Raw genomic sequence first — 18,296 nt, forward strand, 5'->3', positions numbered from 1 at the left:
GGGCATTTCTGGCCGGTGGCGGCCTCTGGATTGCCTCGGTATTGGCGTTTCGGTAGCGCCTCTTGACCTTCCAACCATGGGAAGGTTGAAACTAGCCACAACAACAGGAGAGCGCGATGCGACCCAGCAACGTAACGACCCATGACCCCATCCGCCCGCCCCCGACAAAACCGGCGCCGGACGGACGACCTCACGAAGGCCAGCACGTCATGCCAGACGGCACCGTGATGGACGATGCCCACCATGGCCACAGCCACCACGCCCATGCGCACGCTGCCGCCAAGCCGGCGGCCGAGGGCGACCAGGGTCAGGTCGAGTACACCTGCCCGATGCACCCTCAGGTGCGTCAGATGGGTCCGGGCAACTGCCCGATTTGCGGGATGACGCTCGAGCCGGTGCTGGCGACGGCAGAGCAGGGCGAGAGCCCCGAGCTGCGGGACATGACGAAGCGGTTTTGGGTCGGCATGGCGCTCACGGTGCCGGTCTTTGCCCTGGAGATGGGCGGACACCTCTTCAATATCCACCACCTCATCGCGCAGCAGCCCTCGAACTGGGTGCAATTGCTGCTGGGAACACCGGTCGTGCTGTGGGCAGGTTGGCCCTTCTTCGTGCGTGCTGTGGCATCGGTGAGGAACCGAAGCCTGAACATGTTCTCGCTCATCGCGTTGGGCACCGGAGCGGCCTGGATCTACAGCATCGTCGGGACCGTCGCGCCCGGGCTGTTTCCGGCTGAACTTCGGCTGCAAGGCGGTGCCGTTCAGGTCTACTTCGAGGCTGCGGCGGTGATCACGGTGTTGGTGCTGCTGGGCCAGGTGCTCGAGCTTCGAGCGCGCGAGAAGACGTCCGGGGCCATCAAGGCCCTGCTCGGGCTTGCGCCGAAGACCGCGATCAAGGTGAAGGCCGATGGTTCGGACGAAACCGTTCAGGTCGATGCCATCCAGGTCGGTGACCTCCTGCGCGTGCGACCTGGCGAGAAGGTCCCGGTCGACGGCGAACTCACCGACGGCAAGGGCAACGTCGATGAGTCGATGGTCACGGGCGAACCCATTCCCGTGGCAAAAGCGGTCGGCTCCAAGGTGACTGCCGGAACGCTCAACCAGACCGGGGGCTTCGTCATGCGCGCCGAGAAGGTCGGCGCGGATACGCTGCTCTCGCAAATCGTTCACATGGTGGCGGCGGCCCAGCGCAGCCGCGCGCCCATCCAGCGCATGGCCGACCAGGTTGCGGGCTGGTTCGTGCCGATCGTCATCCTGATCGCGGTCATCACGTTCGGCGTCTGGCTGGTGTGGGGCCCCCCGCCGGCGTTCAGCTACGCCCTCATCACGGCGGTCGCCGTTCTCATCATTGCCTGTCCGTGTGCGCTGGGCCTGGCCACGCCGATGTCCATCATGGTCGGGGTCGGCAAGGGCGCGCAGCACGGCGTGCTTGTCCGCGATGCGGAAGCGCTCGAGCGCATGGAAAAAGTCGACACGCTGGTGCTCGACAAGACCGGAACGCTGACCGAGGGGCGGCCGAAAGTCGTCCACGTCGAACCGACCGAGGGTTTCAGCAAGGACGACGTACTGCAGAAGCTCGCGAGCGTCGAGCGGGCCAGTGAACACCCGTTGGCCCTGGCCATCGTGAACGCGGCGCAGGAGGGAAAGTTGAACCTGTCCGCCGTCACGGACTTCGACTCGCCCGTCGGCAAGGGTGTGGTCGGCACGGTCGACGGACAGCAGGTGGTCTCGGGCAGCGCGAAGTTCCTGGCCGAGAGCGGCATCGAATCGGCGCCATTGAACCAGGCTGCGGAAGAGCAGCGCGCCAAGGCGGCCACCGTCATCTTCGTCGGCGTCAATGGCAAGCTCGCCGGCTTCGTCGCAATCGCCGACCCCATCAAGGCCACGACGCCCCAGGCGCTCCAGCTGCTGAAGGCTGCAGGTATTCGCATCGTCATGCTCACGGGCGATGGCAAGACGACGGCCGAAGCTGTGGGCAAACAGTTGGGCATCGACGAAGTCGTTGCCGAGGTGTTCCCCGAGGACAAGGTCGCGGTCGTGCAGCGCCTGATGAAAGAGGGCCGGGTCGTGGCCATGGGCGGCGACGGCGTCAACGACTCGCCAGCGCTTGCCGCCGCCACGGTTGGCATCGCGATGGGCACCGGCACCGACGTGGCGATGGAAAGCGCCGGCATCACGCTGCTCAAGGGCGACCTGATGGGCATCGTTCGCGCGAGGACGCTGTCGCACGCCGTCATGCGCAACATCCGCCAGAACCTGTTCCTCTCGTTCGCCTACAACGTGGCCGGCATCCCGCTTGCGGCCGGGGTGCTCTACCCCTTCTTCGGCATGCTCCTGTCGCCGGTCGTTGCCGCTGCGGCGATGGCGCTGTCGTCGGTCAGCGTGATCGGCAACGCGCTCCGACTGCGGACGGTGAAGGTGGAGTAGCGTTTCTCACCACGGCGTGTCCCCCGGCGTCGCCCTCAAGATCCTGCGGCCGCCGCCACTTTGACCTTGCCGACCATGCCTGCTTGATAGTGCCCCGCGATGAGGCAGGCGAAATCGAATTCGCCCGCACGATTGAAGGTCCAGACAATCTCGCCGGTCTTGCCAGGAGCGACGTGCGCCATGTAGGGCTCGGAATGCGCCATGCCCGGGAACTTCATCATGAGTGCGGCATGGTCGTCGAGCTCCTTCTTCGTTCCGATCACGAACTCGTGCATGGCCTTTCCTTCATTGTGGATGGCGAGCTTGACGGTCTCGCCCTGCTTGACCTGGATGCGATTGGGTGTGAAGCGCATGCTGTCATTCATCTTGAATTCCAGCGTTCGCCTGGCCGCACTCGCATCGCCCGCGATGCCCCATTCTTTTTGCTCCTTGCGTACCGGTCCGCTCGACGCACTGTGATCCTCGTCGCCATGTGCGAGGGCCAGGCCCGAGAACGCCAGGGTGCTGGCGAGCACCAGTGTCTTGATCGATTTCATGTGTTTCCTTTGGGAGGCGGTTGGGCTTGTCTGGGAAGGGTTCGGTGCTTCTTCGACCTTCAGTGCGCGAGCATCTTGGAGAGAAAGTCCTGGGCGCGCGGTGGCCGGCTCTCGGGACGGCCGAAGAACGCCTCGCTCGAGCAGTCTTCGACGATGCGTCCCTGGTCCATGAAGATCACCCGGTCGCTGACCTGCCGGGCAAAGCCCATCTCGTGGGTCACTACCATCATCGTCATGCCTTCGCGCGCGAGCTTCACCATGACGTCGAGCACCTCGCCCACCATCTCCGGGTCGAGCGCCGAGGTCGGCTCGTCGAACAGCATGACGATCGGGTCCATGGACAACGCCCGTGCAATGGAGACGTCGTTGATTTCGATCATGGAGTTCATTCAGATCGCAGCCGCGGCCTTGCGCCGCTGCAGCCAGGTGACCCACCAGGCGCCTGCCGTGCACAGCACCAGATAGACGACAGCGACCAGAATGTAGATCTCGACCACGCGCCCGTCGCGTTGTCCCACCTTGCTGGCCGCCCCGAGGAAGTCGTTCAGGCTGATCACGTAGACCAGCGAGGTGTCCTTGAGCAGGGCGATGGTCTGGTTGATGAGCGAGGGCGTCATGTTGCGAAACGCCTGCGGCAGGATCACGTGGCGCAGGGCCTGCCACGGCGACATGCCGAGCGACTGCGCCGCCTGCATCTGGCCCGCGCGCACGCTGCCGATCCCGGCGCGAATGATCTCGCAGTAGTAGGCCGACTCCGCGAGCACGAACGCCACGAGCGCAGCATAGATCGGCCCGACGCCGAGGTTCGCATCTCCGGTCACGGCCCGCAGCAGGACGGGCATCAGGAAGTAGATCCACAGGATCGTGAGGATCAGCGGGATCGAGCGGAACAGGTTCACATACCCGGCCACCAGCGCCGCGATCGGACGCGGCGCGAAGATCCGGGTGATGGCCAGCAAGGTCCCCAGCGCGACGCCGGCCGCCATCGAGACCACCACCAGGAAGGCGGTCATCTGCAGGCCCTGCATCAGATAGGGCCAGGCGCGCTGCAGAGAGGCCCAGTCGAAGTCGTAGCCCATCACGCGGCTCCCAGCAGGCCAGGCACCCGCGTGCGGCGCTCGACGTGGCGCATCAGCACGATCACGCCATAAGTGATGGCCACGTAGATCAACGTCGACGCAATGAAGGCCTCGAAGGGATGCGCGCTGAACTCACTGAACTGGCGCGTCTGCCCGGTCAGCTCCATGAGGCCGATGGTGAGCGCGACGGCCGAGTTCTTGAACACGTTCAGGAAGTCCGAGGTCAGCGGAGGAATGACGGTGCGCAAGGCCTGCGGCAGGATCACGTGGCGATAGGCCGCCGTGGTGCCCAGTCCGAGCGCCATGGCAGCCTGTTTCTGGCTGCGCGGCACCGACTCGATGCCCGCGCGCACCTGCTCGGCGGCCTTCGCGGCGGTGTACAGCGTCAGGCCTACCAGCACGGTGAGGAACTGGTTCGTGGTCGGGTTCATCTGCTTGAGTGCATTGCCCCATTCGACGGGCAGCAGCTCCGGCACCACGAAGTACCAGAGAAAAAGCTGCACCAGCAGCGGTGTGTTGCGAAAGCAGTGGATGTAGGCCGTGGACAGGTATCGCGCCGTGCGGCTCGGCAAGGTCCGGGCCACGCCGGCGAAAAGGCCGATGCCCAGCGCCAGCGTCCAGGCCAGCAACGACAACACGACCGTCCACAGCAACCCGCGCAGCAGCATCAGGCCGTACATGCCTTCACCCGTGACCGAGGGTTTGAAGAAGATCAGCCAATCCCAGGTGTAGTGCATCTTGAAAGTGCTTGGAGACGGTTCGTGAAGCGGTGGTCGAACTTGTGGCGTTCGGCGCCTTACAGCGGCTGGTCGTTCGGGTGACGCAAGAGTTCCTGCATGTCGGGCGACATCGGGAAGTTGACCGTCACGCTGCCCTTCACCGCGATGGGCTTCAGGAAGTACTTCTCGTACAGCGAGGCGAATTCGCCGGAGCGCATCATTCCGGTGATCACGCCGTCGACGAGCTTCTTGAAGGCGACGTCTCCCTTGCGCAGCATGCAGCCATAGGCTTCCTTTTGCTGCGGCACACCGACCACTTCCCAATCCGCCGGGTTCCTGGCGCGAGCGATGTTGCTGAAGAGAATGATGTCGTCCTGCGTCGCTGCCACTGCGCGCCCCGTCTCCACGGTCAGGAAGTTCTCGTTGATGTCCTTGGCCAGGATGATGTTGATGCCCCACTTGTTCTTCTCGTTGAGCTGCCGCAGCATGCGCTCCGCGGTGGTGCCCGCACTGACCACGACGTTCTTGCCGACAAGGTCGGACCAGTGCTTGATGCCGGAATTCTTGCGCACCAGCAGCCGTGCGCCAACGACGAAGAACGTCGTCGAGAACGACACCTGGTTCTGCCGCTCCGCGTTGTTCGTCGTCGAGCTGCACTCCAGATCGACGGTCTGGTTGGCCACCAGCGGAATGCGCGTCTGCGGCGTGACTTCCAGGGCCTTGACGTCCAATTTCGCAAGCTTGAGGTCCTTCTTCGCCTGGTCGACCACGCGCTGCGCGATCTCCCAGGCAAAGCCCGCCTGCTTGTTGTTGTCATCCAGGTAGTTGAACGGGATGGAAGCGCCTCGCGTGGCCACCGTGATCGTCCCGGTGTCCTTGATCTTCTTGAGCGTGCCCTCCAGCGGCGGCGCGGTTTGCGCGGCGACGCCGGCGCACAGCGCGAGGCCTGTTACGGCGAGAAAGGAGCGAATCAACGCAGTGTGAAAGGTCGGCTTGAGGGGCATCGCGGGCTCCAGATGGCGTGAATCAGAGGTTGAAACTCGTTTCGCAGGCGCGCAAGGCGCCTTGCAACTCGTCAAGCAGCGCTTGGGGATCGTCCAGGCCGATCGACAGACGGATGACAGGGCCTCGGACGTCGCAGAAATTGCGCTTGGCCAGCTCTTCCGCCGGATAGAAAGCAGCGATGCTGCGCACACCTCCCCAGCTGGCACCGATGGAGAACAGCTTCAGATTCCCGAACAGCGCCCGGTAAGCGTCGTAGGGGCCGTCCAGCAGCTGCAGCGACATCACGCAGCCGGACTGCCTGAAGTCACGCGCCCAGAGCGCATGGTCCGGCGCGCCGGGCAGCGCGGGAAAGAGCATCCGGCGCACCAGGCGATGCGCTGCGAGCCGCTCGGCGATCAACTGTGCGCTGGTCGCCTGGCGCTCCATGCGCACCTGCATCGTGTCCAGACCTCGGGCAACCAGGAAGCAGTCCTCAGGGCTCACGGCCAGTCCCATCTGCGACTGGAGTCCGCGCAAGGACTTGTACAGACCTTCGTCGTTGGTCGCGATGCTGCCCATCAACACGTCCGAATGGCCGCCCATGTACTTGGTGCAGGCGTGAATGCACAGGTCGACGCCACGTGCCAAGGCCGCGAATCCCAGCGGACTGGCCCAGGTGTTGTCAATGGCGGTCAGTACGCCACGGGCACGCGCCACGGCGGTGATCGCCGGCACGTCTTCCACTTCCATCGTCACCGTGCCGGGGGACTCCAGCCAGATGAGGCGCGTGTTCGGACGCACCAGGCGTTCGATGTCCGCACCGATCCGCGGCGGATAGAACTCGACCTCGATGCCGAGCGCTTGCAGCCGCTCGACGGCGAAGGACTTGGCCAGGCCGTAGGCGGCGTCGGTCATCAGCAGGTGATCACCCTTCTTGAGCAACGCCAGGAGCGTGCTGCAGATCGCCGCCTGCCCGGAGGGAAAGACGACGCAATGTGCGGCACCGTCCAGTTCGGCGATGCGTGTCTCCAGGGCGCGCTGCGTCGGCGTGCCCGTGGTGCCGTAGCTGAAGCCATCCGGCAGACGGGTGCGGCGATTCACGAAATCGTCGAGTGAATCGAAGACGACCGTGGAGGCACGCCACACCGGCGGGACCAGGCTGGCGAATGCACCACGAGGAGAGGTGCCAAGATTGGGGATGGAAGAGTTCACGATGAAAGACGGGGCTGTTCGTTGGACGTGCGATCAGTTGGCAGGTGCGGATTCGATGAGCTGCAGCGCCTGCTTCATCTGGTCGACGGCCATGTTCTCGAGATCGGTGTAGACCTTCATCTCCACCGACAGACGGGCGAAGGTTTCCTTGGCCGCGGCGATCTTGGCCGGGTCGTTGGTCTTCGGATTGGCCAGTGCCGCCTCCAGGCGCTTGTACTCGCTGGTGAGGAAGGCCGGTTGTTCGCCGATGGCGCGCAGGCCGGCGTTGGTCATCGAGCGGATGCGCAACACCATCTTCACGTCCGACTGCTCCATCTCGCCCTGCGCACGCTCCAGCGCGAGCTTCGCGGCCAGCGCCTGCTGACTATCGGGCTTTTTGGTGGCGGCGATGGTCCGGAACCTGGCGATGTCGCCGGAAAAATCGTGCGCCCATGCAGGCGCGGCACATGCGAGGACGGTCACTGCAAGAACTGTTTGAAGTTTCATGTCGCTTCTCCGGAAGGTGGCTGAAGACGCCAACTCTAGGACGACAGGGATAATCTGATTCGCGCTCGAAATTCTTTCTCCATAAGCGGTTGTTATATGTTGCTCCGAGAGATCGAGGTGTTCCGTTCCGTGATGTCCGTCGGCTCCGCGAGCAAGGCGGCCGCGCTCCTGGGCGTCACGCAGCCCGCCATCAGCCAGTCGTTGCGCAGGCTCGAGGAAGCGGCGGGATTCCCGCTGTTTCGCAGGCTGCGGGGCCGGCTGCAGCCCACGCCCGAAGCGCATGCCTTGCTGGTCGAGGTCGAGCGCGTCTTCGTGGGTCTCAGCAGCATCGAGCACCGCATGCGCAGCCTCAAGCGCTTTGGCGTCAACACGCTGCGCATGGCGGTCTATCCGGCCTTCGGCCTGACCTTCGTCCCGCGAGTCCTGTCGCGGCTGGTGGCCGAGCGCCGGGACAGCGACGCCCGGCCGCAGATTTCGCTGCAGGTGCTCAGCTCGCGGGAGGTGCACGAGGCCGTGCAGGGGCGGCAGGTCGACTTCGGGCTGATGGCCGACGAGATGCCGACGACAGGCCTGGAGCACTCCGAGTTCGCGCGCTTCCCGGGTGTAGTTGTGATGCATGCGAAGCACCGCCTGACCAAGGCCAGGGCCATCCAGCCGCATCAGCTCGCGGAAGAGCCATTCCTTGCACTCAACCCCGAGGACGCATCCCGGCGACGTCTGGAACGCGCCTTGGCGGAGTGCAACGTCGGGTTGAGCGTGCTGGTCGAGACCCCCTACGCGGCGAGCGTGTGCGAGATGGCCTTGAGCGGGATGGGCATCGGGTTCGTCAATCCGGTCACCGCAATGGAATACGCCCAACGCGGCCTGGCCATCCGTCCGCTGTCCCTGGAAGTCTCCTTCGCGGGGGTGTTGGTGCTTCCCCCTGGGCAGCCGCTGTCCGGCCTCGCCCTGCGAGTGCTTCAGCTCATGCGCATCCAGTTGGCCGAAGACCAGAAGGCCCTCGCGAATCTCCTCAAACCCCGCGCCGCATAGCGCCACTACAGCCGATTGAGGCCGATGTCCCGTGCGTTGCGGATCACTTCGGCGGGTAGCCGGCTTCCGTCAGGGCCGCGATCACAGATGCGCGGTCTTCGGCGCTGTCGACGCGCACCGTCTTGGTCGGCAGGTCGACTTCGATCTTCGCTGCGGCGTCCAGATTCTTGACGGCCTGGGCGATCCGGCTCGCGCAGCCACCGCAGGACATTGACTGGATGACGAACTCTTGCATGAGAGACTCCTTGATTGAAAGTGGTTCCAGTTTCAGGCTTGACATCGTGTGAAGGTCAAGCGACTGGCATCAAATCCTTCAACGGCGTGGTTTCTTGCATTCAGGCTTTTCAAGAGGCCGGGCGAAGCGAATCGCAGGAACAGTTGGTCAGCGTCCTCGTGACTTGTCTCTGCGAGGCAGACGCAAGGGGGGCTGAATGCATACAGACAAGGACGCCGCCGGGCCTCTAAGACTGGCCGGCGGCGGACGCGATGTCTGTCAGACGCTCGCTCCACCAGGACTTCCGGCGCTGCCACACGATGACGGCCACGAAGATGACAACTCCAACGAGCCAGGCGACGAACATCGTGCCGACAACATTGGTTGAAACCCATCGTCCCGTCACATACATGCCTACCTCCTGAGGCGAGGGCAGCTCTGGACGCATGGCGTCATTCAATGAAGCCCCGCGATGTAATCGGACACAGCCTTGATCTCGCGATCGTTGAGCTTCGCTGCAACGCCGCTCATGGGCACGCTGTTGAGTCGCCCTCCATCGCGAAACGCGGTCAGCTGCGCGGCGATGTATTCGGCGTGTTGTCCGCCCAGTCGGGGGTACTGGATCGGGATGCCCGCCCCGTTGGGGCTGTGACAGCCCGCGCAGGCCGGCACACTGCGGTCCCCGACGCCGCCGCGATAGATCTTCTCGCCCAACGCCACCAGATCCTTGTCCTTCGCAAACCCCGGCTTGATGGGCTTGGAGCCCAGGAACCAGGCGACGTCGCGCATTTCCTGCTCGGAAAGCATCGCCGCCATGCCGCTCATGACTGCGCTTTTTCTCTTGCCGGATTTGAACTCCTGCAGTTGCTTGAGCAGGTACTCAGGATGCTGCTGGGCCAGCTTGGGATTGGCGGGGATAGCCGAGTTTCCATCCCCGCTGTGGCACGCGGCGCATGACTTGCCATTGAAGACGACTTCGCCGTTCGCAATGTCGGGTTTTGCCGATTTGGCGGGGACTCTGTCGATCGGCGCTGGCAGGGCAGGATCGGCCGCGAAAGAAAAGCCGGAGGACAATCCGCCGAGAGCGGCTAGCAAAAGAGGCGCGAACAATTTCATGGGGTGCTCAGGTTTGGCGGGAGGCTGGCTGCAAAGATGGCCGGAGATCGTGCGCAGGCCGATTCAGCCGGGTGGCAGTTGTGCATGCGACAACACGCGAATGGTTGTGCCGCACCTGTCGACGTTGGCCGAAACGATGTCGCCCAACTCGGCGGATGTCGCCGGATTCAGCATCACGACGTGCGCGTGGCGCTGCCCGTGGAGCGATCGACCGGGATCGCGAAGCGCTGTCCGGCAAGTTCGTAGGAGCCGGCCGTCTTCCTGCAATTCAATCTCTTCGATGAAGCTGCCACGGTTGTAGACGTGCATCGGTGAGAAGCAGCCGGCCCTAATATTCTGGGTCGTCACGTAGTCCTCACCATCGCAGAGGCGCGACTTGTTCAACAGGATATGCCGTGGCAGTCTTTCGCACCGGTGGAGCAGATCGTTCGGGCGCGCGTCCTCGAAACAGTGCAGGGAGCCTGCGGCGAGCCAGATGTCATTCCTGCACAGCGCCTGGTGAAGATGCGCTCAGCGAGCTGATTCGATCTTCGTGACCATGATCTTTCCGTCGATCTTTTCCGCCTGGAAGCGGACCTTGACGCCGGTCTCGACCTTGTCGAGCATGGCGTCGTCCTTGACCCCGAACACCATCGTCATGCCAGGCATGTCCAGGTTCTTGAGCGGGCCGTGCTTGATCGTGAGCTTCTTGTTGTCCTTGTCCACCTTGCGGATCTCGCCTTCGGTGAGATCCGACGCCGCGGCAGCATCCGCTGCGCCGGCGGCCGGCGCCTTCTCGGACATGCCCGGCATGTCGGACTTGGAAGATTGCGCGCTGGCCGTGCCAGCGAACGAGAGTGTGGCAACGAATGCCAAGAGTGCGATGCGAATGTTCGACATGAGAATCTCCTTGGATATGAATGAAATTGAAGCCCGCCGCGTCCCGATAGAGGCCCGCGGCGCGCGTTTGGCGCTTACTTCCCGGTCTTGGTCACGTTCACGGCGCCCTTCATGCCGGCGTCGTAGTGGCCCGGCTGCAGGCAAGCGAAGTCGACCTTTCCGGCCTGGGTGAACTGCCAGACGATCTCGCCGGTCTTGCCCGCGGCCAGCGTCACCATGTTCGGATCGGAGTGCTCCATCTCCGGGTTCTTCTTCATGACTTCGTAGTGCTCCTTGAGCTCCTTCTCGGTCCCGATCACGAGTTCGTGCTTGAGCTGGCCAGAGTTCTTGATGACAAAGCGCACGGTCTCACCTTGCTTGACGCTGATGTTGGCCGGCGTGAAGCGCATGCTGTCGGTCATGTCGACGTTGATGGTGCGCGTCGCCTTGGTGGCCACGCCGGGCTTGCCGATCGCCTCGTCGGCATCGTGGCCGTGGCCACCGGCATGGGTGCCCGACGCCGAAGCGCCGGCGGCGGCCAGTGCGAGCAGTGCAGCGAGAGTGGTGTTGCGGAAGGTGTGTTTCATGGTTTTCCTTTGAGAGGTTGGAAGGTTTGAGGGGAGTGGAAAAAATGTCAGTGGCCGGAATGACCGCTGGCGGGCTTGCGGATCTGAACTTCGATGTTCTTGGCGGGCATGTTCCGAGCGGGCATCGCGGCTGCGCCGGCGCCGCGCTGGCGCGGGGTTTCCGGCGGCGGGCCGTCCAGTTCGTAGGCGACCGTGCCTTTTGGGTGCTTGAACCAGCCGGGATTGGAGTAGTCACCGGCCTTCTGGTTTTTGCGCACCTTGACCACACTGAACATGCCGCCCATCTCGACCGAGCCGAAGGGGCCTTCGCCCGTCATCATTCGCGCGGTGTTGTCCGGGATCGGCATCTCCATCTCGGCCATGTCGGCCATGCCGCGCTCGCCCATGACCATGTAGTCCGGCACCAGGTTCGAGATCTGCTTGGCGACGTCCTTGTGGTCCAGGCCGATCATGGTCGGCACGTCGTGGCCCATGGCGTTCATCGTGTGATGGCTCTTGTGGCAATGGAAGGCCCAGTCGCCTTCTTCGTCGGCCAGGAAATCGATCTGGCGCATCTGGCCGACCGCCACGTCCGTGGTCACCTCGTACTGCCTGGAACTCTTGGGTGTCGGTCCCCCATCGGTGCCCGTGACCAGAAACTCGTGCCCATGCAGGTGGATCGGGTGGTTTGTCATCGTCAGGTTGCCGATGCGGATGCGCACCTTGTCGTTGAGCCTGACGTTGAGCGAGTCGATACCGGGAAAGATCCGGCTGTTCCAGGACCACAGGTTGAAGTCCAGCATCGTCATGATCTTGGGCGTGGCGCTGCCGGGCTCCACGTCGTAGGCGTTGAGCAGGAACACGAAGTCGCGGTCGACCTTCTCGATCAGCGGATGCTCGGCCTTCGGATGCGTCACCCAGAAACCCATCATTCCCATCGCCATCTGCGTCATCTCGTCCGCGTGCGGGTGGTACATGAAGGTGCCGGGACGGCGCGCCACGAATTCGTAGACGAAGGTCTTGCCCGGACGGATCGGCGGCTGGTTCAGGCCTGCGACCCCATCCATGCCGTTGGGCAGGCGCTGGCCGTGCCAGTGCATGCTGGTGTGCTCCGGCAGCTTGTTGGTCACGAAGATCCGCACCCGGTCGCCTTCCACCACTTCGATGGTGGGGCCGGGCGACTGGCCGTTGTAGCCCCACAGATTGGCCTTGAAGCCCGGCGCCATCTCGCGCACCACGGGCTCGGCCACCAGGTGGAACTCCTTCACGCCATTGTTCATGCGCCAGGGCAGGGTCCAGCCGTTGAGCGTGACCACGGGGTTGTAGGGGCGTCCGCTCGAGGGCATCAGCGGAGGCATGGTGTTGGGCGTCGTCTGGAGCACAGGCTCGGGCAAGGCGGCCATGGCCACCTTGCTCACGCTCGCGGTTGCAATGGCGCCCGTGATGGCACCGGCACCGCTCAGGAAATTGCGTCTGTTGGTCATGTCGTTCAAATCGTTGATGAGCCCCGGGGGCACTAGTGGGCGGCGCCAGTGGAGGCGCCTTCGCCACCCGAGCTGGCCGTCGCGGCGCCCATGGACGTGGGCTTGCCCATCACGGAAGCCGCGAGGGCGGCGTCGGCCAGCCAGAACTGCTGCTGGGCGTTGATGGCGTTGGTCACGCTGGAGATCTGGTCGCGCGCTTCGGCCAGCAGTTCGAAGACGCCGATCAGCATGCCGTTGTAGCGAAGCACGTTTTCGTCGGCCATGGCCTGGCGCAGCGGCACGATCTCGTCGCGGTAGTGCCGCGCGATGTCGTAGGCCGTGCGGTAGGCCGAGTAGCCTTCGCGCAACTGCGAAGAAGCGCCGCGCACGGTGGCGTCATATCGGTTGGCCGCGGCCAGGGACTGAGCGTTCAATGCATCGCGTTGCGCAGAACCCCAGTCGAACAGCGGCAACCGGATGTCGAGCTCGAAGCCACGCCGGGTGCTCTTGGTGCCCTCCGCGTTGTCGAACACTGTGTCGCGACGACCACCCACTTCGACGTCGATGAAGGTCGACAGCAGGTTGATGCCCTGCGACTTGCCTGCCACATCCAGCTGGGCGCGGGCGAGTTGGACATCGAGACGCTGCTCCGTCGCAGTGGCTGCGACTTCCTTCGCCTCGCGAGGTGCCTTCGGCAGGTCGGGCAAACGCTCGGGCAAGGTCAGCTTGGCGGCCTGGGCATCGTCCAGTCCCAGGACACGGATCAGTTCCTCGCGCGCGGCCGTCATGGCGTGCTGCGCGGAGGCGAGCTGAGTGGTTGCGTCTGCATGGAACACCTGCTGGCGCGCGCGCTGGAGCTTGCTGAAGTTGCCGATGAGCTGCATCCGGCGTGCGAGCTCGGCGCTGGCCTGGGCTGACTTGTTGACCTGCTCCGCGTACTGCAACGATTGCTGTGCGGCGACGGCACGGACCCAGGTCTGTCTGACCTGGGTGACCTGGTCGACCACGGCGCCTGTCAGCTGGACATTGGCCTGGTTGGCCTGGCTCTTCGAGATCGACAAGCGCTGCGGCAGCAAGATGAGGTCCACCAGCCCGAAGGACAACAGACGTCCGAGCTCGAGTTCGCTGTTCAGGCGCATGCGCTCGAACGTGAAGATCGGGTTGGGCAGCCGGCTGCTCTGGTTTGCGGCAGCAATGTCGCCCCAGCTCTGGGCAATCAGGGCCTGGACGGAGGGACTGTTGGCCAGGGCGAGTTGCACCGCATCGTTCTGCGACAGCGGCTTGGCCAGCAGTTCCTGCGTCAACGCAGAGCGGCGATCACGCTGCTCCTGGGTCCGGCTGAGTTCGAGCTTGCCGCCGGTGAACTGCTTGGCATTGGTGTTCGTGTCCTTCAGGGCGTCGTCGATATCGACCGAGGCGCACCCGGCCAGAAATGCGGCTGCGACGGCGATGGCCGTCAAACGCAAGGCGCGCTTCATGGCTTCTCCTTCTTCGCAGGCATAGGCATGGAATGGCCTGGCTGCGTGGCAGGTGCAGCGGCTGCGCCCTTGGGCGATTCGGCCTCAGCCGTGCCGGTGCCCGACGCCTCCTTGGCGTAGGCTTGCCAGCCACCGCGGCGGTAGACCGTCTCGTTGGCCTCCTTCCAGGGGATGGGCTTTTCGTCAGCAAAGGATTGATAGCCTTCGAGCGCGGATTTAAAGGTCAGGACTGGCGGCGGTGCCGCGGTCGCGGCCGAGCCAGCAGATGTAGGTGCGGGAGGTGGCGTGGGCGCAGGCTGGGCCACGGCGGCCAGTGCCACCATAGCGGGGAAAACAGCCAGCCAACGGGCTGACGATGAATGGAACATGGGGTTCTCGCAAGTTCATGAACGGATTGCGTGCGAGCTGCCCGAAAGGGCATGACGCAGGCGATGCATGAGCGTCCGCGGCGGCCCGTGACGCGAGTCACAGGCGCACGAACGCGTTAGGCGCGAGGAGGCTTGTCGAGTACGCGCGGCGCGAGCGTGACCATCGTGATGGCCGGCTCCACCAGATCGGCGTGCGGAAGATCGTGGAAGACGGCCAGGTCCAACGTGCTGGTCAGCGCCGTGGCATGGCACGCGCCGCACGTGCCGCACTTGTGCATCGTGTCAGGCTCCGCACTTGCGGTCTTGTCGGTGCCGTCTTTCGCCGGTGGCTTGGCGGCCTGTGCCGCCTCGTGGTGATGGTCGCTGCGCCCGTCGGCATGCGGAGACCGGGCATGGTCATGCCCCCCGGACAGCTCGACAGACATGTCGGCCATCGCACCGGCATGTCCGGGTCCGCAAAAGACCATGGCTGCCGCCGCGTACCCCTGAAAGGGCACGGCGAACATCACGATCCAGAGAACGAACAGGCGAACCCGATACATGCGCAGCATTCTGGTTGGAGCGGTGTGTCAGGTGGCCCGTGCGTATATCCAGTTCTGCGCACAACCCTCAGGGTTGCGCCTGCGCACGAGCCTTGCTCGTGTCGGCCTTGGGCGCTGGCAGGGGCGCACCGAGCCTTGCCGCGGCGTCCCAGTTGGGCTGCTTCTGCGCGGCTTCCAGTTCGGCCGCCACCTGGGCATCGGTCTTGGCGGCGCCGGCCTCGGCCGGGTGGTAGACCACGCCGGCTTCGTTCGGCGCGAAGTGAGAGGAACCTTCCGCGTAGGCCGCGAGCGGTGCGACGAACGCGCCGCCCACGCCTGCGGCGAGTGCGAACGAAAGGATTTGACGGTTCTTCATGATGGTCTCCTTCAACGGTTGGCTCAATTTCGTGAGCTGCACTGAACTCGCCTGGATCGACAACCGAGCCGGCGGTGCCAGCCTGTCGACCGGCATGCAAGCACTCTAGGAAGCCAGTCCGCCAATCACCCATCACTTGGATTACAAAGAAGTAATCCACGCACGAGACCTCGCGCCGTACCATTTGGCGATGCGCATACTGGTCATCGAAGACGAACACAAGCTCGGCGATTACCTCGTGAAGGGACTCACCGAGAGCGGCTTCGTGGTCGACCTCGCGCGCACCGGTATCGAGGGACGCAGCCTTGCGATCGATGGGGACTACGACCTTCTGGTTCTCGACGTGATGCTTCCTGGCATCGACGGCTTTGCGGTGCTGGATGCAGTGCGCAAATCCAGATCGATGCCGGTGCTGATGCTGACAGCGCGTGACGAAGTAACCGATCGGGTGCGCGGACTCCAAAGCGGTGCGGACGACTATCTTGCCAAGCCGTTCGCCTTCTCCGAATTGCTCGCCCGAATCCAGGCCCTCCTGCGTCGCGGCAAGTTGCACGAGGTGTCGAACTACGTGCTCAAGGACCTGCGCCTCGATGTGGTTGCGCGCAAGGCCTCGCGCAACGGACATCGGCTCGAGTTGACCGCCAAGGAGTTCGCGCTGTTGACCCTGCTCATGCGCCGCCAGGGCAACGTGCTGTCGCGCACGCAGTTGGCTGAGCAGGTGTGGGACATGAATTTCGACAGCGACACCAACTTGGTGGAAGTGGCCATCCGGCGGCTGCGCAGCAAGATCGACGATCCTTTCGAAGAGAAGTTGCTGCACACGGTGCGCGGCATGGGGTATGTGCTGGAGAGCCGGCAGGGCAGCGGATCGTGAACGCCATCGAAACCATCGGAGAGTCCAGCGCCGTAGCCGACCTCGTGGTTGTCAAGTCAGCGGCAACCGATGCGGCCTCCAACACCGAGAGCACAGGCTCCATCCAGGCCGCGCTGTCTCTTTGGTTTGCGGCGCAGGCCTTGATCGGCCTCAGCCTCGTCTGCGTGGCGATCTACGCCGTCACGGCGTGGAGCTTTCAAGTCAAGCAGGCCAGCGAGTTCGAGCGCCAGTCCGAACTGATCAGGCACCTGATCCAGGAGTCGCGGGGCGATACAGGGACGGACGGGTTGCGTCACAAGCTGGACGATTTCTTCCTCACGCATGCCGAGATCAGCCTGGTGCTTCGCCGCGGCGACGAGACCATCTACTCGACCACGCCCACCCGGGCATCCGCGCGCTGGCTGTGGAAGCCGACAGAAGAGCATCCGGCACAGCCGGGTGAGGCCACCATGCAACTGCAGCTCGGCATCGACATCCAGGAAGACTCCCGGCTCCTGAGTCGGCTTGCCTGGACGCTGGTCGGCGCGGTCGTGCTGGGGTCCGCAATGATCGCCCTGACCGGTGCGCTGCTGGTGCGCCGGGGCCTGAAACCCTTGAAGAAGCTGATTCGGCAGACCGCAGCCACGGGACCGGCACACCCCGGACGGCGTATCGATCCCTCCCCGTATGCCTCCGAAATCACCCCTTGGGTCGCGCAGTTCAACGCGGTGCTCGACCGGGCCGAGCAGGCCTATCAGCAACTGGAATCGTTCAACGCGGATGTCGCGCACGAACTGCGCACGCCGCTGGCCAACCTGATCGGGATGGTGGAAGTGGAACTGGCGCGGCCCAGATCGGTCGAGGAACTACGCGATGCCCTGCTGTCGGCACTCGAAGAAGCAAGGCGCGTCTCTGCGATCGTGATCGACATGCTCTTTTTGTCCCACGCGGACCGTGGGGCGGTTGCACGCCGCTCGGCCCCGGTCAGCCTGGCCGACCAGGTGCGCACGGTGCTGGACTTTCATGAGGCCACGCTGGAAGACGTCGGACTGAAGGTGCATGTCAGCGGCGATGCGACTATTGGCGTCGACGCCGCACTGGTGCGTCGGGCATTGTCGAACCTGCTGAGCAACGCTAGCCGGTATGCGACGCCCGGCTCCACGATCGCGGTTACTATCGACATGCAACCCGATGGCGTCTGGATCAAGGTTGCCAACCGGGGCGAGCCGGTCTCCGCTGATGTGTTGCCTAATCTTTTCAAGCGCTTCTTTCGGGCGGAACGGTCTCGCACCGATTCGTCGGAGCACCACGGACTCGGCCTGGCAATAGTGGCCGCGATCGCGCGAATGCATGGAGGCCAGACCCGCGCCACATCCCGATCCGGCGTCACCGAGATCAGCTTTTCCATGACGCCGGAAGGCTGATACGCCTTGCTTACCGCGTCGTTCTCCTCCCTGACGACGCGCGAGCCATCTTTGCCTCATGCGTGTCCGCGCCGAAGTAGAACTGAGCCACCGCGCCGCTTGAATCGTGAACAAGATCTTCAAAATGAGCTGGAAGCGCAGTCTGCAACTTGCTGCGCGGCCCGCAGAAGTGCGGGCTGACGGCCAGTGAATAGAGCGGCACGCGCCGGTTTTGGGGATCTACGGTAGATTGGCCGAGAAAAAATCTACTCAATGCGCGCTGAATGGCCAGAGTTTGCCTCGAGTCACAAACTTTGTGGGGGAACGTGGAGCAACAAAATGGCCTGCCCGGAGGGGATCGAACCCCCGACAACCTGCTTAGAAGGCAGGTGCTCTATCCAACTGAGCTACGGGCAGATTCCAGGCTGGAGGGAAGCCCGGAAAATCAACGACTTAGATGCTTTACCTTCAGTCGGCAGCGGCGGATTCTACCGAGTTCCGCGCCTTGACTCGCGGGGCGGGACCGTAGTTCGAATCCGTGCGGGAGCCGAATCGGGTTTGATTGGGGGAAGTCTAATTTCGTAGTCAGGGAGGGTCTGACCGAATCCG

Annotated in this window: 20 protein-coding genes, 1 tRNA gene and 1 pseudogene; 4 read left to right on the forward strand and 18 right to left on the reverse strand. The window is 64.0% G+C overall.

All coding sequences use genetic code 11. The features are described 5' to 3' along the window. Positions 1-116 precede the first annotated feature (116 nt). Positions 117-2,423 carry a copper-transporting P-type ATPase gene (locus tag ACCC97_RS01710; RefSeq protein WP_007828367.1) on the forward strand — a complete coding sequence of 769 codons (2,307 nt, stop codon included), beginning with the start codon at positions 117-119 and terminating at the stop codon, positions 2,421-2,423. 35 nt (positions 2,424-2,458) lie between these two features. Here ACCC97_RS01710 and ACCC97_RS01715 read toward each other — a convergent pair whose 3' ends face one another. The 7 genes and pseudogenes from ACCC97_RS01715 to ACCC97_RS01745 form a co-directional block, all read right to left on the reverse strand. Next, positions 2,459-2,959, reverse strand: coding sequence for a cupredoxin domain-containing protein (locus ACCC97_RS01715; protein ID WP_413331435.1), 501 nt, complete (start codon positions 2,957-2,959; stop codon positions 2,459-2,461). A gap of 59 nt (positions 2,960-3,018) precedes the next feature. Beyond that, a pseudogene (locus tag ACCC97_RS01720) lies at positions 3,019-3,321 on the reverse strand (amino acid ABC transporter ATP-binding protein); the annotation flags it as partial. 27 nt (positions 3,322-3,348) lie between these two features. Further along, a complete protein-coding gene (locus tag ACCC97_RS01725; RefSeq protein WP_413331436.1) occupies positions 3,349-4,038 on the reverse strand; it encodes an amino acid ABC transporter permease in 690 nt (229 codons plus the stop codon). Further along, positions 4,038-4,775 carry an amino acid ABC transporter permease gene (locus ACCC97_RS01730; protein ID WP_413313079.1) on the reverse strand — a complete coding sequence of 246 codons (738 nt, stop codon included), beginning with the start codon at positions 4,773-4,775 and terminating at the stop codon, positions 4,038-4,040. Before ACCC97_RS01730 ends, ACCC97_RS01725 begins: the two co-directional genes overlap by 1 nt. 59 nt (positions 4,776-4,834) lie before the next feature. Continuing rightward, positions 4,835-5,761 (reverse strand): transporter substrate-binding domain-containing protein, encoded by a 927-nt coding sequence (locus ACCC97_RS01735; RefSeq protein ID WP_413331437.1) that lies wholly within the window; start codon positions 5,759-5,761, stop codon positions 4,835-4,837. Between the two features lie 22 nt (positions 5,762-5,783). Next, positions 5,784-6,953: a trans-sulfuration enzyme family protein gene (locus ACCC97_RS01740; RefSeq protein ID WP_413331438.1), complete on the reverse strand. Its 1,170-nt coding sequence runs from the start codon at positions 6,951-6,953 to the stop codon at positions 5,784-5,786. 33 nt (positions 6,954-6,986) lie between these two features. Then, the gene (locus tag ACCC97_RS01745; protein ID WP_007828389.1) at positions 6,987-7,439 is read right to left on the reverse strand and encodes a hypothetical protein; all 453 of its coding nucleotides are present in this window, start codon (positions 7,437-7,439) and stop codon (positions 6,987-6,989) included. Between the two features lie 96 nt (positions 7,440-7,535). Between ACCC97_RS01745 and ACCC97_RS01750 the strand changes: the two genes are divergently transcribed. Further along, on the forward strand, positions 7,536-8,471 hold the full coding sequence (locus ACCC97_RS01750) for a LysR substrate-binding domain-containing protein (RefSeq protein WP_007828391.1): 936 nt from the start codon (positions 7,536-7,538) through the stop codon (positions 8,469-8,471). Between the two features lie 43 nt (positions 8,472-8,514). On the opposite strand, the gene ACCC97_RS01755 is transcribed toward ACCC97_RS01750, so the two are convergent. The 10 genes from ACCC97_RS01755 to ACCC97_RS01800 form a co-directional block, all read right to left on the reverse strand. Then, positions 8,515-8,706 carry a heavy-metal-associated domain-containing protein gene (locus ACCC97_RS01755; protein ID WP_007828393.1) on the reverse strand — a complete coding sequence of 64 codons (192 nt, stop codon included), beginning with the start codon at positions 8,704-8,706 and terminating at the stop codon, positions 8,515-8,517. A gap of 435 nt (positions 8,707-9,141) precedes the next feature. Beyond that, entirely contained in the window at positions 9,142-9,801 is a 660-nt protein-coding gene (locus ACCC97_RS01760) for a c-type cytochrome (RefSeq protein WP_413313088.1), read from the reverse strand. 63 nt (positions 9,802-9,864) lie between these two features. Further along, complete coding sequence (locus ACCC97_RS01765; RefSeq protein WP_413331439.1) at positions 9,865-10,110, reverse strand: hypothetical protein; 246 nt, start codon at positions 10,108-10,110, stop codon at positions 9,865-9,867. A gap of 201 nt (positions 10,111-10,311) precedes the next feature. Then, positions 10,312-10,680 carry a copper-binding protein gene (locus ACCC97_RS01770; RefSeq protein WP_007828400.1) on the reverse strand — a complete coding sequence of 123 codons (369 nt, stop codon included), beginning with the start codon at positions 10,678-10,680 and terminating at the stop codon, positions 10,312-10,314. A 74-nt stretch (positions 10,681-10,754) separates the two neighbouring features. Further along, positions 10,755-11,246, reverse strand: a complete 492-nt coding sequence (locus ACCC97_RS01775) for a plastocyanin/azurin family copper-binding protein (protein WP_007828402.1) — start codon at positions 11,244-11,246, stop codon at positions 10,755-10,757. Positions 11,247-11,293: 47 nt separating this feature from the next. Next, a complete protein-coding gene (locus ACCC97_RS01780; RefSeq protein WP_413331440.1) occupies positions 11,294-12,709 on the reverse strand; it encodes a multicopper oxidase family protein in 1,416 nt (471 codons plus the stop codon). A gap of 32 nt (positions 12,710-12,741) precedes the next feature. Further along, positions 12,742-14,166 (reverse strand): TolC family protein, encoded by a 1,425-nt coding sequence (locus tag ACCC97_RS01785; RefSeq protein WP_413331441.1) that lies wholly within the window; start codon positions 14,164-14,166, stop codon positions 12,742-12,744. Beyond that, on the reverse strand, positions 14,163-14,534 hold the full coding sequence (locus tag ACCC97_RS01790; RefSeq protein ID WP_157632097.1) for a hypothetical protein: 372 nt from the start codon (positions 14,532-14,534) through the stop codon (positions 14,163-14,165). Before ACCC97_RS01790 ends, ACCC97_RS01785 begins: the two co-directional genes overlap by 4 nt. A 116-nt stretch (positions 14,535-14,650) precedes the next feature. Continuing rightward, a complete protein-coding gene (locus tag ACCC97_RS01795; RefSeq protein ID WP_413331442.1) occupies positions 14,651-15,076 on the reverse strand; it encodes a hypothetical protein in 426 nt (141 codons plus the stop codon). 67 nt (positions 15,077-15,143) lie between these two features. Then, positions 15,144-15,431, reverse strand: coding sequence for a hypothetical protein (locus tag ACCC97_RS01800; protein ID WP_007828410.1), 288 nt, complete (start codon positions 15,429-15,431; stop codon positions 15,144-15,146). Between the two features lie 190 nt (positions 15,432-15,621). Here ACCC97_RS01800 and ACCC97_RS01805 point away from each other — a divergent pair, with 190 nt between their 5' ends. Then, on the forward strand, positions 15,622-16,305 hold the full coding sequence (locus ACCC97_RS01805; RefSeq protein WP_007828412.1) for a heavy metal response regulator transcription factor: 684 nt from the start codon (positions 15,622-15,624) through the stop codon (positions 16,303-16,305). Then, on the forward strand, positions 16,302-17,708 hold the full coding sequence (locus tag ACCC97_RS01810; RefSeq protein ID WP_413331443.1) for a heavy metal sensor histidine kinase: 1,407 nt from the start codon (positions 16,302-16,304) through the stop codon (positions 17,706-17,708). The genes ACCC97_RS01805 and ACCC97_RS01810 overlap by 4 nt, the downstream gene beginning before the upstream one ends. A 319-nt stretch (positions 17,709-18,027) precedes the next feature. On the opposite strand, the gene ACCC97_RS01815 is transcribed toward ACCC97_RS01810, so the two are convergent. Further along, positions 18,028-18,104 (reverse strand) — tRNA-Arg (locus ACCC97_RS01815). Positions 18,105-18,296 lie beyond the last annotated feature (192 nt).

It is taken from the genome of Variovorax sp. Varisp85 (assembly GCF_047304045.1).
GTDB lineage: Bacteria > Pseudomonadota > Gammaproteobacteria > Burkholderiales > Burkholderiaceae_C > Variovorax.

Coding starts and splice junctions, on each gene's coding strand:
- ACCC97_RS01710 (WP_007828367.1), top strand. CDS start 117: ATGCGACCCAGCAACGTAACGACCCATGACCCCATCCGCCCGCCCCCG.
- ACCC97_RS01715 (WP_413331435.1), bottom strand. CDS start 2,959: ATGAAATCGATCAAGACACTGGTGCTCGCCAGCACCCTGGCGTTCTCG.
- ACCC97_RS01725 (WP_413331436.1), bottom strand. CDS start 4,038: ATGGGCTACGACTTCGACTGGGCCTCTCTGCAGCGCGCCTGGCCCTAT.
- ACCC97_RS01730 (WP_413313079.1), bottom strand. CDS start 4,775: ATGCACTACACCTGGGATTGGCTGATCTTCTTCAAACCCTCGGTCACG.
- ACCC97_RS01735 (WP_413331437.1), bottom strand. CDS start 5,761: ATGCCCCTCAAGCCGACCTTTCACACTGCGTTGATTCGCTCCTTTCTC.
- ACCC97_RS01745 (WP_007828389.1), bottom strand. CDS start 7,439: ATGAAACTTCAAACAGTTCTTGCAGTGACCGTCCTCGCATGTGCCGCG.
- ACCC97_RS01750 (WP_007828391.1), top strand. CDS start 7,536: ATGTTGCTCCGAGAGATCGAGGTGTTCCGTTCCGTGATGTCCGTCGGC.
- ACCC97_RS01755 (WP_007828393.1), bottom strand. CDS start 8,706: ATGCAAGAGTTCGTCATCCAGTCAATGTCCTGCGGTGGCTGCGCGAGC.
- ACCC97_RS01760 (WP_413313088.1), bottom strand. CDS start 9,801: ATGAAATTGTTCGCGCCTCTTTTGCTAGCCGCTCTCGGCGGATTGTCC.
- ACCC97_RS01765 (WP_413331439.1), bottom strand. CDS start 10,110: ATGCACGTCTACAACCGTGGCAGCTTCATCGAAGAGATTGAATTGCAG.
- ACCC97_RS01770 (WP_007828400.1), bottom strand. CDS start 10,680: ATGTCGAACATTCGCATCGCACTCTTGGCATTCGTTGCCACACTCTCG.
- ACCC97_RS01775 (WP_007828402.1), bottom strand. CDS start 11,246: ATGAAACACACCTTCCGCAACACCACTCTCGCTGCACTGCTCGCACTG.
- ACCC97_RS01780 (WP_413331440.1), bottom strand. CDS start 12,709: ATGACCAACAGACGCAATTTCCTGAGCGGTGCCGGTGCCATCACGGGC.
- ACCC97_RS01785 (WP_413331441.1), bottom strand. CDS start 14,166: ATGAAGCGCGCCTTGCGTTTGACGGCCATCGCCGTCGCAGCCGCATTT.
- ACCC97_RS01790 (WP_157632097.1), bottom strand. CDS start 14,534: ATGTTCCATTCATCGTCAGCCCGTTGGCTGGCTGTTTTCCCCGCTATG.
- ACCC97_RS01795 (WP_413331442.1), bottom strand. CDS start 15,076: ATGTATCGGGTTCGCCTGTTCGTTCTCTGGATCGTGATGTTCGCCGTG.
- ACCC97_RS01800 (WP_007828410.1), bottom strand. CDS start 15,431: ATGAAGAACCGTCAAATCCTTTCGTTCGCACTCGCCGCAGGCGTGGGC.
- ACCC97_RS01805 (WP_007828412.1), top strand. CDS start 15,622: ATGCGCATACTGGTCATCGAAGACGAACACAAGCTCGGCGATTACCTC.